Genomic DNA, 16,965 nt, shown 5'->3' on the forward strand with positions numbered 1-16,965 from the left:
GAGAACCGATGGTGATCGCACAGACCGCAGTTCCGGTGGATATCGACGGCGACAGTGTGCTGGTCCGCTATTACGCGGCCCTGCGCACCGCGGCCCGGCTCTACCGGTCCGAGCACGGAACTCCGAAGACACCGGGTTTGGCCATGGATCCGGAGCTTCCCGAACTGACCGAGCCACTGGCGCAGTTGCTGGGGATCGCTCAGATGCGAATGGTCGGACTGGGTTCGCACGCGGGCAGCGAACTGCGGCTGCTGGACTTGCGCCGCACCGCGTCCACCCGGACCACGAAGACGTTCGCCTCGGTGCTCATCGTGGCCAGGGCGGTGGCGCATATCCAGCGAACCGGCGAGCGGGTAATGATCGTGACGCCGACATCGGCGAACAAGGGCACCGCATTGCGCGATGCGGTGCTGCGGGCGATCCGACTCGGTCTGGTGTCGGCCGCGCAGCTGAGCATCGCGGTGGTCGCGCCCGCGGGGTCGCTGCCCAAGCTGTGGGCTTCCGAGCTGTCCGATGACGCGGAGTTGTTGCGGCGCAATCCGATTCTGCTCTACGACGGTGAGCGCTCGGACGGGGTCAAGGCGCTGGCCGCCGAGTTCGTGCGCACCGCCGCGGACTCCTTCGAGCGCGATCGGGGAGTCCGGCTCTGGTACACAATGGATTTGGCCAATTACATCGTCGCCGATACGGCGCGGGCCTTCTTCGAAGCGGACGTGTCGGGTGCGCCACCGGCACAGGGCCGACTGCACGCGCACGCCGTATCGAGCGCGTTCGGGTTGCTCGGCTACCACCTCGGCAGGCGGGTGCGTCACCCCGAGAGCGACCCGGACCATCCGCAATTCCTGCTGGTGCAGCACTTGCGCACACCCGATATGGTGACGAGCCTGCTGCGTGCGAGGTCAGGTGGCGATATCGCGCCGCGCTACCTTCGCGACGAATCCGCGAAAGTGTTCGCGCAGCACGATGATCCGCACTTCCCCGCGGTCACCGACAGTCCCACAGAGGATTTGGACAGCACCTTCTACACGCGCCGACCCGCCACGTCGCCGACCATGAACGCGATCATCGAACGGCACGGTGGCGACGGCATCGTGGTGTCGCGGCGGGAATGCCTGGCCCGGTACGACGAGCTGCGGGCCCGCTTGGCCGCGGTGGACATTGCGCTGCCCGCCGACGCCGCCGCACTGCGGGAGTGGTCGCTGGTAATGGCATTGACCGGCGTAATGAATGCCATCGAACGCGGTTTGGTGCCCACGGGCGCGGAGGTGGTCGTGCACGGTTCGGGCAGCTACTCCACCGACGACTATGCGCCGCTGTCGCAAGCGTGTACCACGCCGGTGCGGGTAGCCGCAGATCTCGAGGCACCGTTGACCAAGGCCGCACTGTGACAACGGAATCCGCGGGTTCGAAGCCGAATCTTTCGGCGGCGCAAACGCCGCTGGCGGACGAGGCCCGGTACCGGCCGGTGTACGCCGCGGGGGACTGGAGCCCGACGCTCACGGCGATCTGGCAGGAGTGCTATGGCGCCGACCTCCCGGACGGACTGGAACCGCTGGGCTTCAGTTCCGCCGGGGAACTGGGGTCGTTACGGCGCTGGCTGGACGTGGGCCCGGGCGATCGCATCGTGGATGTGGGGTGCGGGCGCGGCGGACCGGGCCTGTGGATCGCCCGGCACGCCGAGGTCGGTCTGGTCGGGGTGGATTTGCTCCCGGAGGCCGTTGCCGCGGCCCAAAAGCGCGCTCCGACACTGTATCCCGGTGGGTCGGCGACCTTCGTTGTGGGGGATTTCCTCGACACCGGGTTGCCTGCGGGCTCGTTCCAGGGCGCTGTGAGCATTGATTCGCTGTGGATGGTGCTCGACAAAGCCGCGGCCATGCGGGAAGTGGCGCGGCTGCTCGAGCCGGGGGCGCGCTGGGTGTTGTCGACGTGGGAGCCGAGCTATCTGTCCTACGCGACCCTGCTGACGGCGGCAGGGTGGGAGGTGCTCAGCTGTCGCGAACCCGCGGGCTGGTATGAGCGGCAGACCGCGGTATATGACCGGATCATCGGTGCCGAACCGGATCTGGTCGCGGAGTTGGGGGCCGAGGCCGCGCGAGTATTGGTTTCGGAGGCCCGGACCATGACACCGACGTTGCGCGACTACCGCAGATTGCTGATCGCCGCACGGCGATAGCCCCTCAGCCCGGAGTACCACGCCACGATCGCCGCACCCGTCACAAGCGTTCCCGCGCCGAGAAATACGAACCTGGGATCGCCGCCGAGCGCCAGCGTAAGACTTCCGGCGACCAGTACGCCTATCGGATCCACCGCCAGGAACAGCAGCTTCACGGTGCTGGTTACCCGCCCGAGCATATCGCCACGGACCATCAGCTGCCGCTGGGTGCGATTGACCAGGCTCGCGGTGACCAATGCCCAGAGGTAGACCGCGTTCGCCGCCGCTAGCATGGGCCATGTGTGCGCCAGACTCATTGCGGCCGTGGCGATTCCGGCGAGCACCACGCCACCGGCGAACACTCGCAGATGTCCGAGCCGATGTCCGAGCCATGGCGCGGTCAGCGCGCCGACGAGCCCGCCGCCGCCACCGGCGGCCACCACCACACTCACCAGGGAGGTGGCCAGTCCGAGTGTGTCCTTGGCGTAGAAGAACAGCATCTTCTCCACGGCCAGACCGAAATTCACCACCATCTGCAGGGCGGTCAACACCACGAGAATTCGGATCGACAGCAGGTACCACAACCCGTCCCGGAATTCCCGCCAGATGTGACTCATGGCCAGCGGGGACACCACCGGCGGCGCCGCGGACCGGTGCGACCACACGGCGAGCAGGCTCGCCAGCGACACCAGGAAGGTAACGGCGTTGACGAGCAGTGCGGTATCCAGACCGACCGTGGCGGCCAGCGCGCCGACGGTGACCGGCCCCAGTATCAGCGCGAGCTGACTGCTCACTTCGAGCACCGAATTGGCCCGGAGCAGATCGCGATCGGCGCACAGCTGTGTCACCGTCACCGTGACCGCGGTCTCGAAGAACACATGACTCGCACCAGCCAGCAGACCCAGCCCGAGCAGCAGCGGCACGGTCAGGAGATCGCTTACCGCCAGCGCGTACAGCGCGGCGAACAGGCAGGCACGCAGCGCGTCCATGGCGAGGAGCACCCGCCACGGACCGAACCGGTCGACGATGACTCCGGCGGGCACGCCGACACACAGGTAGCCGATGGTGACCGTGGCCGCCGATATCCCGGAAACCACTGGGCTGCTGCTCAGTTCGAGGGCCAATAGCGGCACCACCAACACTGCGAGCCCGTCGCCCAGCAGCGACACCGCCTGACCACCGAGAAAGATCCGCACGTGGCCCGGCCATGCGCGCGCGTGCGGGCGCGTTGTCATACCCGGGGCACGACCCGCAGCGCCATCGTTTCGGCGATGCGTTCCAAGCTGGCGACTACGGTGCCGCGATCGAGGCCGAAGTCCACCAGGCAGGCGATCTCGTCGACACCCATATCCGCCAGTCGCTGCGCCCGGGACCGGAAGGTGTCCGCGCCGCCGAGCAGCGCGCTCGCTCCCCAGTACCGCGCGAAGGCGAAGTCCATCAGGGTTTCCCGGTCGGCGGCCGTGAGCTGATCCAGGTCGAGGTCTCCGAGCACCGCCTTGGCGGCGGACTTGATGATTTCGGAGTTCGCCCACAGATATTCGCGGAACGGCCGCTCCACCACCGCCCGTACCTCGTCGTCGTTACCCGCGCCCAGGTAGGCGTGCACCATGACGGAAACAGTGCCCGCGGCCGGGTCGAGGCCGCTCTCGGCGCGTCCGGCGCGATAAGCGACGATCCGCTGTTCCAATTCGTTGACGTCCAGGTTGATCAGCGCGGTGAGTACGTTGTAGCCCGAGCGCCCCGCCGCGGCGAAGGTCGCCGGGTTGGTGGCCGCGGTAAGCCACACCGGTAGTTCGGGCTGGACCGGCCGGGGGAAGGTACGCAGGCGCACCCGTTCACCCGAACCGTTGACGTCATCGATCGATTCACCGCGCCACAGCCGGCGCACCTTTTCGACACGATCCAGCATGATCTGCTGCTTGTTCTCGTAGGAGGCCTGGCTGAAGACGAAGTCGAGCGGCAGGAATCCCGGCGCGAATGCGAGTCCGACCCGGCCGCCCGAGAGATTGTCCACGACCGCCCACTCTTCGGCGACGCGTGCCGGATGATGCAGTGGCGCGACAACACTGCCCGCACGCAGGTGAATCCTATTGGTACGGGTCGCGATGCCCGCCGCCAACACGGAGGGGTTCGGAAACAGGTCGCCGAATTGGTGGAAGTGGCGTTCCGGCGTCCAGATCGCGGTGTAGCCGAGTTCATCGGCGCGCTCCGCGCAGTCGAGGATCAGCCCGTAGCGGTCGCCCTCGACGGAGTTGGCGGAGAAGAAGAACACGCTGAACTGCGGGCCCGACCGTGGGTCGGATGCGGCTGCGGCACTGTCACATACGGAAATCGTGGACGTCACCGGACAGGTCTGAATCGACTGGTCGGTGACATCAGGCAGAGGTGCCGTGACTGCTGGGGATGTGGAGACGGCGGTTTCACGGTCGGCCAGCAGGGCTGTCAGTCGCTCGATACTGGGGTTGTCGACGAATTCGCGCAACGACAGCTCCCGGCCCAGCTTCGCGCGCAGTGCAAGCACCGCCTGCACTGCGACCAACGAATCTCCGCCCGCGTCGAAGAAGTTGGCGGTGTCGTCGAGCGGACGTCCGATCGTATCGGAGTATGTGGCGCGAACCGCCGCGAGCAGCTCCCCCGATTCCGAGCGGGACTGTTCCGGGCTCGCCTCTGGTCGCTTGGCAACAGCGGCTGATACTGCGCCGGATTCCGGGGGTGCGTCGCAGGGCCAATGGCGGGTGCGCTGGAACGGATAGGCAGGCAGGTCGACAGCGGTCCACGGCCCGTCGTGCTCCCACAGCGGCGACCAGTCGACCGGCGCGCCCGCGGTCCATGCCGCCGCCAACGCCCGTGACAGGCACTCGGATTCGGACTCGGCGTCGTCCGGCGCGGGCAGAGCCGCGAGGACCTGCAGGTCTTCCGGCCGCGCCGGATCGCGCCGTGCGAGCCTGCTCAGTGCGCGGCCGGGCCCCAGTTCCACCACCATGTTCGGACCCGAGGCGAATACGGTGGCCAAACCTTCGGCGAATCGCACTGTGCGGCGGGTCTGTTCGACCCAGTAGTCCGGACTCGTCGCCTGCTCGTCGGTGATCCAGGTGCCGGTGACATTGGACGCGAAGGGAATGTTCGGTGGGTGCAACCTCACCTGGGCCAACTGCGCAAGCAGGCCGTCGAGGCAGGTATCGGTCATCCGGCTGTGGAAGGCCCGTGTCACCGCCAGGCGCCGGAAGGGGATGCCCGCGCCGGTCAGGTCCTCGGCGACCGCCTCGACGATCTCGACGGACCCCGAAAGCACACATGACTTCGCGGCGTTGACGGCCGCGAGATCCGCGCCCGCGGCAACGAACCGAGCGGCGTCTTCCTCGCTGATCGCGGCGGCCAGCATTGCCCCCGGCGCGAGTTGCTGCATCAGCTCCGCACGGGCCACCACCAGCCGCGCAGCGTCCTCGACGGTCAGCACGTCCGCGATCACCGCCGCCACATATTCGCCGAGGCTGTGGCCGATCATGCTCGTCGGCCGCACACCGAGGCGCAGCCAGGTGCGGGCGAGCGCGTATTCGACCGCGAACAGTGCGGGTTGGGCGATGAGGGTGTCGTGCGCGTGCGCCGATTCGGCGAGCAACGTCTTCAGTGGCCGGTCGGAGACGGCGTCCAGCAGCTCGAGGCATTCCCGGTGCGCGTCGCGGAAAACCGCGAAGTCGGGCCACAGCCGGCCGCCGACGTCGGGGTACTGTCCGCCGTGGCCGGGAAAGAGGAACGCCACCTTTGCCTTCGACGCTGCCGTTGTGCCGACTGCCGCTGTGTCGGCGAGCGCCGCGATCAGTTCGGAGCGGCTGCTCGCGATCGCGAAACGACGGTGCGGCAGGGCACCGCGGCCGACTTGGGTGGTGCGAGCGATGTCGGCCGGATCGACATCGGGGTTGGCCTCGAGGTGTGTGCGCAGATCTCGGGTTCGGGCTGCCAGGGCGGCAGCGGAGTGCGCCGAGAACGTCACCACGTGAGACGAACGTTCGGCGGGTGTGCGTGTGGCTTCGGCCCAACCCCCCAGCACGACATGGGCATTGGTGCCGCCGATACCGAGACTGCTCACGCCGCAACGGCGGTCCGCGCGCGATTGCGGCCACTGCACCGCCGAGGCGTTGACGGCGAACGGGGAGCGATCCCACTCGAAGTTCGGGTTCGGCTCGCGGAAATGCACTGTGCCCGGGATGATTCCGTGTTCCAGCGCGAGCACCGCCTTGATGAGGCCGGTCACGCCCGCGGCGGCGTCCAGATGTCCGATGTTCGACTTGACCGAACCGAGCAGACAGTCGCCGGGTGCCGCCGCACCGTCGCGGTGCCGCCCGAACGCTTCGGCCAGCGCCGATACCTCCAGCGGATCACCGATCGGCGTGCCGGTGCCGTGGGCTTCCACGTATCCGATGTCGGTGCTCGCGATGCCCGCGCGTTCGAGCGCGCGGGATACGGTCCGCACCTGGCCATCCCAGCCGGGCGCGGCGTAGCCGACCTTGCGCCGCCCGTCGTTCTCGACCGCGGAACCGAGGATCACCGCGCGAATCGGATTGCCGTCGCGGATGGCGTCGGCGACGCGGCGCAGCACCACCGCGGCCACCCCATTGCCGCCGACCGCGCCGGTGGCGGCGGCGTCGAACGGGCGGCAGTGCCCATCGGCGGAGATGATGGCGCCGTCCACATGCTCCTGCAGGGTCACCTGCGGAAGGAATACGGTGGCCCCGCCCACGACGGCGACCCCGCAGTCGCCCGCGGCCAGCGCGCGGGCCGCGAGGTGCACCGCGACCAGCGACGACGAGCATGCCGTCTGTACGCCGATGCTGGGGCCCTGCAGATCGAGCTTGTAGGAGGTGCGGGTCGCGAGGTAGTCCTTGTCGGTGGCCAGCAGGATACGATGCTGCTCGGTCGGATTCGCGTGCTGGAATCGGGTGAGCAGGGTTCGAAGCAGATATGTGCTCGGGCTGGCGGAGGCGAAGACTCCGGTCTGCGCGCCATAGCGGTCCGGCGGGCAGCCGGCGTGCTCCAAGGCATGCCATGCGCATTCGAGGAACAGCCGGTGCTGTGGATCGAGGAGTTCGGCCTCGGCCGGTGCGAACTTGAAGAACTCGGCATCGAACAGGTCGACGTCGGCCAGCACACCGTAGGCGTCCGATGAACCTGGTGTGCCGGTCGCCGAGGCAACCAGAGATTCCTTGCCCGCCACCAGGTTCCGCCAGAACTCGGCCACATCGGAGGCGCCCGGAAAACGGCCCGCCATACCCACCACCGCGATTGCGTCATCCACCGTCATCGTGTCTTCCCGTAGAGGTAGTCGGCCAGCTCCGCCACCGTGGGATGACGGAAGAAGCTGGTCAGCTCGGTGGTGATGCCCAACTCGGTATCGAGGCGGTCCTTCACCATGAGCAGTTGGAAGGAGGTCCCGCCCAGGTCGAAGAAGCTGTCGTCCGGGCCGACCGCGTCGAGATCGAGGATCGTGCACCACATTCGAGTGACATATGCGGTGATGCCGGGGTGGGTCATATCGGTCAGCGGTTCCACTGGGCGAGCTCCTCCAGCAGGCGGTCGGTGAACGAGGCGACGGTCACCGGGTCGAACAGGTCGGTGCTGAACTCCACCACGCCGTCCAAAGCCGGTGTGGTGTCGTGGATCTCCACCGTGATGTCGGTGCGGGCGGCGTGCTGCAGCACCGGACGCGGTTCGATCCGCGTTGCGCCGAGGCGCAGTTCGGCGCACGGGTCGGTTGCGAAGGTCAGGACGGCCTGGAAGAGCGGGGTGCGGCCGAGGTCGCGGGGCGGGCGTACGGCCTCGACGATGTGCTCCAGGGGAAGATCCTGATTCGTGTAGGCGCGCAACAGGTTGCGCCGCACCCGGTCGAAAAGCTCCGGTCGGTCGGGTGCCCCCGAGCAGTCCGCCTTGACCGGAATGGTGTTGACGAAGAATCCGACGACATTGTCGACCGCGGCGGGGCCACGTCCCGATACCGCGGTGCCGACGACGAATCGATCCTGTCCGCTGAGTTCGGCGAGCACTGCCTGAAACGCGGCCATCAGCACCATGTGCACGGTGCCGCCGCACCGTCGGGCAGCCGCGCGTATCCCGGCCGTGGTGTGCGCGGGGACCACGAAATGCAGGGATTGCCCGTGTCCGGTCCGTATGTCCGGTCGCGGCCGGTCGGTCGGCAGTTCCAGGGTCAGTGGCCAGTCGGCGAGTTCGGTGCGCCAGAACGACGACTGGTCATCCCACCGTCGAGCCTCGACCATGGCACGCTGCCATTCCGCGTAATCGCCATAGCGAAGCGGAATGTCCGGCAGTACCGGCGTGGTCCCGTTCAGGAAAGCGTTGTAGCAGAGCGACAATTCGCGCAATAGGAGGTCGATGGACCAGCCATCGGTGATGGCATGGTGCATCGCGATGACCAGCATATGATCGGCGGCGTCGAATCTCGCGACGGCGATGCGCAGTAATGGGAGCGTCGTCAGGTCGAATGGGGTGTCGGTGATTCGGGCGACGAAATCCGCCGCGCCGGTCTCGGCTACATCTTCGACCTGGATCGATACCCGGAAGTCGGCTGCCACGAGCTGTTCGGGGATGCCGCCGGTGTCGGCCAAGCGCGTCCGCAGGACATCGTGGCGTGCCACGATCACCTCGACTGCCTGTTGCAGCGCCGCGAGATCCAGAGCACCCCGAACTCTGGCGGATACCGGCACGGTGTAGGTGGTGCTGTCGGGCTCCAATCGCTGCATGAACCACAGGCGGTGCTGACCGTATGACACGCGTGCGGGAATGCGTACCGATGGGCCCAATGGCACTGAATCCGATTCGCCCGCAGCGGGATTCGTGGCCAGCAGTGCGGCGAGTCCGGCGACGGTTGGCGTGCGCAGGAAATCGGCCAGCCCGATGCTGCGTCCGGTCCTGGTCTCGACCCGGCTCAGCAGCCGAATGGCCTGCAGCGAGTCGCCGCCGCAGGCGAACAGGTCCTCGTGCACGCCGACGGAGTCCAGGCCGAGCAACTGCGTCCAGATTTCGGTGACGAACCGCTGCAGGTCGGTTCGTGGGCCGTCAGCGGCTGCCGCGTCGGCGGGAGCGACTACTCGGGCTGGGATCGTCTGCGTTGGACGGGCGTTCGTGCAGAGCGCGCGCTCCACCCCGGCCGCGATGTCCTCGAGCAGCCCCAACAGTCTCCTCGCCCATGCGGAAGCACGTTCGTCGTCGATGAGGGCAGCGGGGCGAATCAGGTAGCCCTGCAATCGCTTTCCATCGTCGTAAATGATGAGATCGAGGTCGGAATGGCAGCCGCCGGAGGGGGCAACGCAGACGTACTCCGGGGCGATGTCGGGCAGGCGCAGTTCGGCGATCGGGTGCGGGCCGTAGGTGAGGATGGCCTGGAACAGCGGAGTGCGTGCCGGATCCCGCGGCGGGCGCACGGCGTCCACGATGTGCTCCAGCGGCAGATCCTGGTGGGCATAGGCACGCAGCAGCCGCTCCCGAACCCGGCCGAACAGCTCCGGAAACGTTGGTGTGCCCGAACAATCCGCCGTGACGGGAACGGTGTTGACGAAGAACCCGATCAGGTTCTCCACCGCCGCGGGGCTGCGGCCGGACACCGCGGTGCCGACGACGAACCGGTCCTGACCGGCGACGTCGGCGAGCACCGCCTGGAACGCGGCCATCAGCGCCATATGTACGGTGCCGCCGAGTCGGCGCGCCGCCTCCCGAATGCCCGCGGCGGTCGGCGCGGGCACCGTGAACGGAATTGCTTCGCCCGCCGTTGATCGCACCGCTGGTCGTGGGCGGTCGGTCGGCAAATCCAGTACGAGCGGGACATCCGCGAGTTCGGCGCGCCAGAAGTCGGCCTGATCCGCCCACCGGCCCGCCGCGACGGCATCCTGCTGCCACTCGGCGTAATCGCCGTACTGCACTGTCAATTCCGGTGGATCCACGATCGCGCCCGAGCGAATCGCGGCGTAGCTGTCGGAAAGTTCACGCAGCAGCACGCCATATGACCAGCCGTCGGTGACGGCGTGATGCATGGTCATCGCCAGCAGGTGGTCTTCGTCGGCGAAGCGGGCAACGGCGATGCGCAGCAGCGGCGCGACGGTCGGATCGAAGGGGGTGGTCGCGACCCGGTCGAGGAAAGCCGAGGCGTCCGACTCGGGGATTTCCTCGATTTCGACGCGCACCCGGCAGGTGTCGAGGACCACCTGTTCCGGTGCCCCGCCGCGATCAGCGAGACACGTACGCAGCGTATCGTGCCGCGCCACCACCATATCGACGGCTCGCTGCCACGCGACGGAATCGAAGGGCCCGCGCAGGCGTATTGCCAAGGGCACGTTGGCGATCGGGCTCGTCGGCTCCAGGCGCTGCGCGTACCAGAGTCGACGTTGACCGAATGACGCCGCATAGACGGCCACGCCCTGTTCGGTGATGTCGCCGGTCATGTCATGGCCACCAGTACGCGGCGCGCGCCGCGGTAGGGCATGCGGCCGTGCGCGGCCACCATATTGTCGACCAGCATCAGATCGCCGCGCCGCCACGGGATCGTGAGGGCACATTCCCGGTAGACCTCGTCGATGCGTTCGAGATCGTCCGCGGCCAGCGGACTGCCGTCGCCGTAATAGGCGTTGCGGGGGAGATCGCCGTCGGGGTAGCTCAGCAGCAGTGCCTCGCGGATCTCCTCGTCCAGCGCTGACACGTGGAACAAGTGGGCCTGGTTGAACCACACTGTGGCGCCGGAAGACGGCTCGGTACGCCAACTCGGCCGGTGGAACCGGGTGCGCAAGACCGGGCCGTCCCACTCGCAATGTTGGCCGTGTCGGGCACAATAGTCCTCGACTTCGGACCTCGAATCGGTCTGGAACGCCTCCTGCCAACCCAGACCCACATCGTCACGGTAGGTCCTGGTGTAGACAATGCCGTCGGCGAACCGCGTGCGGATGTCGGCATCGATCCGGTCGAACATCGCGCGGCTGTCGGCGACCGGCGTCGCCCCGCCGTGTTGGGCGGGTGCCGCGCAGAAGAAGAACAGCACCGTGGGCCAGACGTCGGCGTAGGAGTTCTCGTTGTGCAGCGGAATCCGTTGGTCTGCAGGGTATTCCGTGGAGGTGTAGATATTGCCGTCGACGCGCGAGCGTGGCGTGGACCGGTCGCGGTAGGGCAGCGGATCGCCGCCGACGGCGGCGACGATTCGTCCGAAGAGGTCGAGTTCCACGGTTACGTTGCGCAGTAGCACCACCCCGAATCGGGCCAGCAGAGCCCGGATTTCCGCGCGGTGCTGCCGTGCCCATGCGGGGATGTCGGGGAGGTCATCCGGGAGCGGATAGACCGCGGCGGAGGTGATCCCGTTGGTTTCGAGCAGGCCCGCGACGGGACCGAGCCGGGCGAGTTCGGCGGGCAGCGTTGGTGCCATATCGTCTCCTCAGTGCCGTGCCGCGCGGAAGTGGGGATCGAGCAACCTGCGCGCCGTGCGGTGGCTCAGCACGTCGGTGATGGTGAAATCCACGCCGCCGCGGCGGGCGCGGGTCACCAGGCGCGCGGCGGCCAGACTGGTTCCGCCGAGGGCGAAGAAGTCGTCGTCGACGCCGACCTCTTCGAGTTCGAGCAGTTCGGCCATCAGCTCACAGACGAGTTGTTCCGTGGGCGTCCGCGAAGCCGCGGACGAATCCGACTGCTGCCCGGCGCTTTCCGCGGGTTCGGGCAGTGCGGCGTAGTCGAGCTTGCCGTTCGAGGTCAACGGGAATGCTTCGAGCAGCACGATGGTCGTCGGCACCAGGTGTCCCGGAAGCCGCTCGGCCAGGTACTGCCGCAGCGCGGCTGCGGTCGGGCTGGCGCCCGGTGCCGGTGTGGCGTACGCGACGAGCCCGGTGCCCGCCGATCCGTCATCGCGAGCGACCACCGCGGCTCGATCCACGTCGGTGGCCCGGGTGAGCATGTCGGCGATTTCGCCCGGCTCGACCCGGAATCCGTTGATGGACAGCTGATCGTCGATCCGGCCCGCGAATTCGAGTAGGCCGTCGTCGCGGCGGCGGACGCGGTCGCCGCTGCGGTACATCCGAGTTCCGGGTGGCCCGAGCGGGTCGGCGACGAAGGCGGCGGCGGTGAGTCCGGGGCTGTGCAGATAGCCGCGCGCGAGTTGTGCCCCGGCGATGTACAGCTCACCTTCCTCGACGGGAAGAAGTCGCGAGTCGAGCAGGTACAGTCGGGTGCCCGGGGTGGCCAGGCCGATGGGGACGGGCCCGGGTGCGAGCGCATCGCCCGGCCCCACTCGGTGGACACAGCAGCCCACCGTGGCCTCGGTGGGCCCGTACTCGTTGACGACGGCGGCCGCCGGATGCTCGCGGCGCCAGTCGGCCAGCATTGCACCGGTGAGCGCTTCGCCGCCCACAATGAGGTCCGAGGTGGGCGCGCAGTGCGGGAATGTGGAGCGCAGCAGCGGCAGATGCGCGGGAGTCACCTTGAGAAAGGTTGGCGTGTCCCGGGTCGCGCCGCGGTCATCGAGGGGGGCGATATCGAGCGTTCCGCCCGCGACCAGCGGGCCGAACAGACTCGTCACTGCCATGTCGAACGCTGGCGAGGAGTGCACGCGCACAAGGTCGGCCAAGCCCGGATACCGCGTCACAGCCCAACGGAGATACGTTGCGAGAGCGCCGTGTTCGATGACGACGCCCTTGGGGCGGCCGGTGGAACCGGACGTGTATATGACGTACGCGGCATCGTGTGGTGTCGGGCCGGGTGGCGGATTGCCGGGGGAGTCGTCGGTCTGCACGCCCATCGGGACGATGGAAGCGAGTCCGGACATCCACGGTGGGTGGTACTGGTCGACCAGAACGAGTTTCGGTTCGGCTGCCCGCAGCAGGGCCTCGGTACGTCGCGGCGGATCGGTCACGGCCAGCGGCAGATAGCCCGCCCCGCTCTTGACGATCGCGAGTAGCGCGATGACGAGATCGACGGAGTTGTCGAGGTACATCGCGACGAGGTCGCTGCGGCGCACTCCGTTGCGGTGCAATGCTCGGGCCTGACGCGTGGAGATATCGTCGAGTTCTCGATAGCTCAGTCGCCCATGCGGGTGCACGACGGCCGTGGCATCGCCGATCCGATGCACTTGTTCGCGGAACAGTTCTGCGACAGTGGATGTGCCGGTCGCCATGTCATCTCCTACCTTGCGGCTGCATCGCGTTCAGGACCAGGCGGGCGACCTGGGGTGTGCGCAACAGGTCGCGGCGGCTGATCTCGGTGGGAATCCGGTGCGCGGTGAAATCCGGTTCTCCGTCGTCTTCCACAGAGATAACGGCGGTTGCCGAGGACCACTGCGGGTGCGGTGCCATGGTCGATGCCGCCCGCAAATACGCGGTGTAGGAGGCGAACACGTCGATCAGCTCGGCACTGACGTCCGGTGCGATACCGACTCGTTCGAAGGCGTCGCCGGCGGCGTCGCGGTAGAGCGCCAGGAGCCGATCCAGGATGCCGGGAACATCGCGTGGCCACTGCTGAAGCAGCGCGCTCGCTTGGCCGATGAGGTCGTCGCGTTCGGCGGCCGATAGCGAGGACAGCGACGTCAGGGTGGTGCGCATGTCGCGGAACACCGAACCCCTAGTGGGGCGACCGGGATTGAAAACAATGGTCGCGGGCCGGCGGCCATGTTGACGTGCCACCTCATCGGCGAGGGCGCAGGCGAACACACTGCCGGCGCAATACCCGAGTATCGCATCGATCCGCGCACCGGAGGCGGCAAGCCGATCCCACCACCACGCGGTATAGACCGCACCCGACGCCGTGTCGGCGATGCTCGCGGGCGGCTGGGCGGTCAGCCACACCGTCACCGGCTCGGGCAGCAGCGTCGCGAGGTCACGGAACCCTGCCTCACCGCGGCTGGTGAGGTCGAAATCGACTGCCACCACAAGGTATTCGCTGGCACCCGGCTCGAGGCCGACGAAACCCGGCGGGACGATGCCACCGTGTCGGGTGGCCTCCGACGAATCTGACCCCACGTGGACGCTCCATTGCAGCGAGGGCTGAGTCCTGCCAGTAAACCCGATGGCGTGGGCCGCCGTTGTCTCTCCCGCATTCCCGATGATGGGAATATTGCGAATATCGCTGGTACGCAGCAGATTCGACGGTTCCAGATCTGGCGATACTTGAATGTGTATGCGTCCCTGGTGATTCCCTACGGAGTTGACGTGCTCATGGCGGTGAACCTCCGGGGGCGCGCGCCCGACATCGAGAACGCCGGAATCGATACTCGGAGTGCGGGATTCACGATCTGTTCTGATGGCTCGGCCGATGCGGTTGCGACTTCGGCACCGATAATCGTTGCCACACAAGCTAGTTGCGGTCTCGGTCTGGCCTGCTACCAGGCCACACCGAGACCGCGGATAGGGAGATCAACCCACATCGGGCCAGCCGACGCGGGGCATCACGATTACCGAGGCCAGGGCAGGCAACCGGCGGCGCGCAGGCGGGCCGCCAGACCGGAGGAAACGCTGGCGTTGGAACTGGAGCCGCTACTGGCGAGGGCCAGTACGAGATCCACGCCCAGTCCAGCGCCGATGGAACATCTCAGCAGGTTGAGATCGATCGAGATGAGCTCGCTGGGGGCACCGGGGGCGGGTTCATCGGCCTGCGCCGGACTTGCCGCGGCCACGGTGGCGGCGGCCAGTGCAATGGCGATGGCACCGACTTTGCTGGATCGCACTTGTTCTTCCTCCTTGTTCGCGCAGGGTGGCGCGGTTCACGGGCGGGGTGGTAGAGCTGGTGTGTGGCGGGCGCCGATCGTGCGGGACCGACGGTCCGCTGCATGAATATTGACCAATCGAGACGGTGAGAAACCCCACCTCCCCTGGCAGACGCTGTGCCCCGCACCCGGCAGCGCGGTCGAGATTGTCGGTACCCTCGCCTAACCTCACCGCGAAACCGGAAGTGCTTGCTGCTGATCGACTGCACTGGAGCCAGGCGGCAGAATCTCGAGAAGGGAGGCCGGGTGGCCACATTCGTCTTGATCCACGGCGCTGGCGATGTCGGCTGGTACTGGCATCTGGTGGCGGCCGAACTGCGCGCACGAGGTCATGAAGCCATCGCCCCGGATCTTCCCTGCGATGACGACTCGGCCGGCCTGCCCGAGTACGCGGACACCGTGGTCGGTGCGATCGGTGACCGGACCGATCTCATCGTGGCCGCGCAATCGTTCGGCGGCTTCACCGCCCCGCTCCTCTGCGACCGAGTGAGCGTGGAATTGCTCGTCCTCGTCGCGCCGATGATCCCCGCACCGGGAGAGGCGCCCGCCGACTACTGGACCCATACGAAATTCAGTGAGCAGGTGCGGGTCCGGTACGACGATACGATCGCCCTGTTCTACCAGGATGTTCCGCCGGAGCTGGCCGCCGAAGCACTGAACCGGGCGCGCACCCAGTCCGAGGCCCGAATGGGCGAACCGTCGCCGCTCGAGACCTGGCCCAATGTCGCGACGCGAGTCCTGATCGGTCGCGACGACCATCTGTTCCCCGCGGACTTCCTGCACCGCATCACCCAGGAGCGCCTGGGCATCACCCCCGACGAGATCGACGGTGGGCACACCCCCGCCCTGAGCCGCCCACACGAGCTGGTGGACCGCCTAGAGGCGTACGCCGCCGAACAAGGACTGCTCGGCGGCCCCTAGCCGACATCGTGGCCGCCACCCTCGACCGGCACCGGTGCCGGTGTTCATCGGCGCCGGACAGATCGTCGCAATTGCGACCGCCGGTGGTTTCGCCATCACTCTGTCCTCAGGGTTGGGTAACGGCTCTTTGAGCCCGGCTATCTCCGTCACCACGAGAGATCCGCACAACCAGCTCGACTCTGCCGGCGAGTCCGGCATGACGCCGCAGGGCGCGAATTCGTGGACCTCTGACAGAAACACCCCATCAGCGGTTTGCTGATGGGATGCTGGAAATGCGGGAAGGGTGGTCGACTACTCGTGGCGCGGGCCGCGGGAGACAGCATCACCTTCGGGCTGGCGCGATAAACGGCACCAGTGCAATCGGCCGCTATGAACCCTGGATGTTCGGGTAGCACGTGACAAGGGGAGAACCATGAAGCTGATAGTCATCGGTGGTACTGGACGGATCGGCTCGCAGGTGGTCCAGAAACTGAAGGCAGCCGGACACGAGGCCGTCCCCGCGGCACCGTCGACCGGTGTCGACCTGCTCACGGGAAAGGGCTTGGACCAAGCGCTGGAGGGTGCTGACGTCGTGGTCAACGTGGCGAACTCGCCGACCTTCGACGAGGCCTCGATGGACTTCTTCCGCACCACCATGAGCAACCTGCTCGCGGCAGGGGACAGGGCCGGTATCGGGCACCAGGTCGTCCTCTCGATCGTCGGCGTGGACCAGGTACCCCAGCTGGACTATTACCGGGCCAAGACCCTGCAGGAGGACCTGCTCCGGCAGGGGCCCACGCCGTACTCCATCGTGCGCGCCACCCAGTTCTTCGAGTTCATGGACGCGGTCTTGTCCTGGACCTCCGACGGCGATACCGTGCGGCTGCCCGCAACCCGGCTCCAACCGATGGCCGCGGCTGACGTCGTCGACGCGGTCGTCGAAGTCGCCACCGGCGCCCCGCTGCGCGGGATCTGGAACGTCGCAGGCCCGGATGTCTTTCGGCTCGACGAACTCGGCAGGATCACCCTCGCGGCACAGCACGACAGCCGGACCGTCGTCACCGACGACACGGCCGGCATGTTCGCACCCGTCCCCGGAGATGCGCTCATCGCAGGGCCGGACGCTCACCTGGCGCCGACGCATTACCAGGACTGGCTCCGGAAGACCCACTGAAAG

The 16,965-nt window shown here is 67.5% G+C and carries 12 protein-coding genes; 4 read left to right on the top strand and 8 right to left on the bottom strand.

Annotated elements, in window-relative coordinates:
- Positions 1-8: 8 nt before the first annotated feature.
- Positions 9-1,388, top strand: coding sequence for a DUF6002 family protein (locus ACQP0C_RS18500; RefSeq protein ID WP_433734127.1), 1,380 nt, complete (start codon positions 9-11; stop codon positions 1,386-1,388).
- Positions 1,385-2,173 carry a class I SAM-dependent methyltransferase gene (locus ACQP0C_RS18505; RefSeq protein ID WP_433734128.1) on the top strand — a complete coding sequence of 263 codons (789 nt, stop codon included), beginning with the start codon at positions 1,385-1,387 and terminating at the stop codon, positions 2,171-2,173. Before ACQP0C_RS18500 ends, ACQP0C_RS18505 begins: the two co-directional genes overlap by 4 nt.
- Here ACQP0C_RS18505 and ACQP0C_RS18510 read toward each other — a convergent pair.
- From ACQP0C_RS18510 to ACQP0C_RS18545, 8 genes are all read right to left on the bottom strand, one after another.
- Complete coding sequence (locus ACQP0C_RS18510; RefSeq protein WP_433734129.1) at positions 2,140-3,387, bottom strand: MFS transporter; 1,248 nt, start codon at positions 3,385-3,387, stop codon at positions 2,140-2,142. The two genes, ACQP0C_RS18505 and ACQP0C_RS18510, sit on opposite strands and share 34 nt — an antisense overlap.
- A complete protein-coding gene (locus tag ACQP0C_RS18515; protein WP_433734130.1) occupies positions 3,384-7,451 on the bottom strand; it encodes a type I polyketide synthase in 4,068 nt (1,355 codons plus the stop codon). The genes ACQP0C_RS18510 and ACQP0C_RS18515 overlap by 4 nt, the downstream gene beginning before the upstream one ends.
- On the bottom strand, positions 7,448-7,699 hold the full coding sequence (locus ACQP0C_RS18520; protein WP_433734131.1) for an acyl carrier protein: 252 nt from the start codon (positions 7,697-7,699) through the stop codon (positions 7,448-7,450). The genes ACQP0C_RS18515 and ACQP0C_RS18520 overlap by 4 nt, the downstream gene beginning before the upstream one ends.
- Complete coding sequence (locus tag ACQP0C_RS18525; RefSeq protein WP_433734132.1) at positions 7,687-10,599, bottom strand: condensation domain-containing protein; 2,913 nt, start codon at positions 10,597-10,599, stop codon at positions 7,687-7,689. The genes ACQP0C_RS18520 and ACQP0C_RS18525 overlap by 13 nt, the downstream gene beginning before the upstream one ends.
- Entirely contained in the window at positions 10,596-11,567 is a 972-nt protein-coding gene (locus ACQP0C_RS18530; protein ID WP_433734133.1) for a TauD/TfdA family dioxygenase, read from the bottom strand. The genes ACQP0C_RS18525 and ACQP0C_RS18530 overlap by 4 nt, the downstream gene beginning before the upstream one ends.
- A gap of 9 nt (positions 11,568-11,576) precedes the next feature.
- A complete protein-coding gene (locus ACQP0C_RS18535) occupies positions 11,577-13,304 on the bottom strand; it encodes a non-ribosomal peptide synthetase (protein WP_433734134.1) in 1,728 nt (575 codons plus the stop codon).
- A gap of 1 nt (position 13,305) precedes the next feature.
- Entirely contained in the window at positions 13,306-14,145 is an 840-nt protein-coding gene (locus ACQP0C_RS18540) for a hypothetical protein (RefSeq protein ID WP_433734135.1), read from the bottom strand.
- Between the two features lie 431 nt (positions 14,146-14,576).
- Entirely contained in the window at positions 14,577-14,849 is a 273-nt protein-coding gene (locus ACQP0C_RS18545) for a hypothetical protein (RefSeq protein WP_433734136.1), read from the bottom strand.
- 285 nt (positions 14,850-15,134) lie between these two features.
- On the opposite strand from ACQP0C_RS18545, the gene ACQP0C_RS18550 reads away from it, so the two are divergent.
- Together ACQP0C_RS18550 and ACQP0C_RS18555 are read left to right on the top strand one after the other, a co-directional pair.
- Positions 15,135-15,809, top strand: a complete 675-nt coding sequence (locus tag ACQP0C_RS18550; protein ID WP_433734137.1) for an alpha/beta hydrolase — start codon at positions 15,135-15,137, stop codon at positions 15,807-15,809.
- A gap of 412 nt (positions 15,810-16,221) precedes the next feature.
- Positions 16,222-16,962, top strand: coding sequence for an SDR family oxidoreductase (locus tag ACQP0C_RS18555; RefSeq protein WP_433734138.1), 741 nt, complete (start codon positions 16,222-16,224; stop codon positions 16,960-16,962).
- Positions 16,963-16,965: the final 3 nt, after the last annotated feature.

The organism is Nocardia sp. CA-129566 (assembly GCF_050956075.1).
Classification (GTDB): Bacteria; Actinomycetota; Actinomycetes; order Mycobacteriales; family Mycobacteriaceae; genus Nocardia.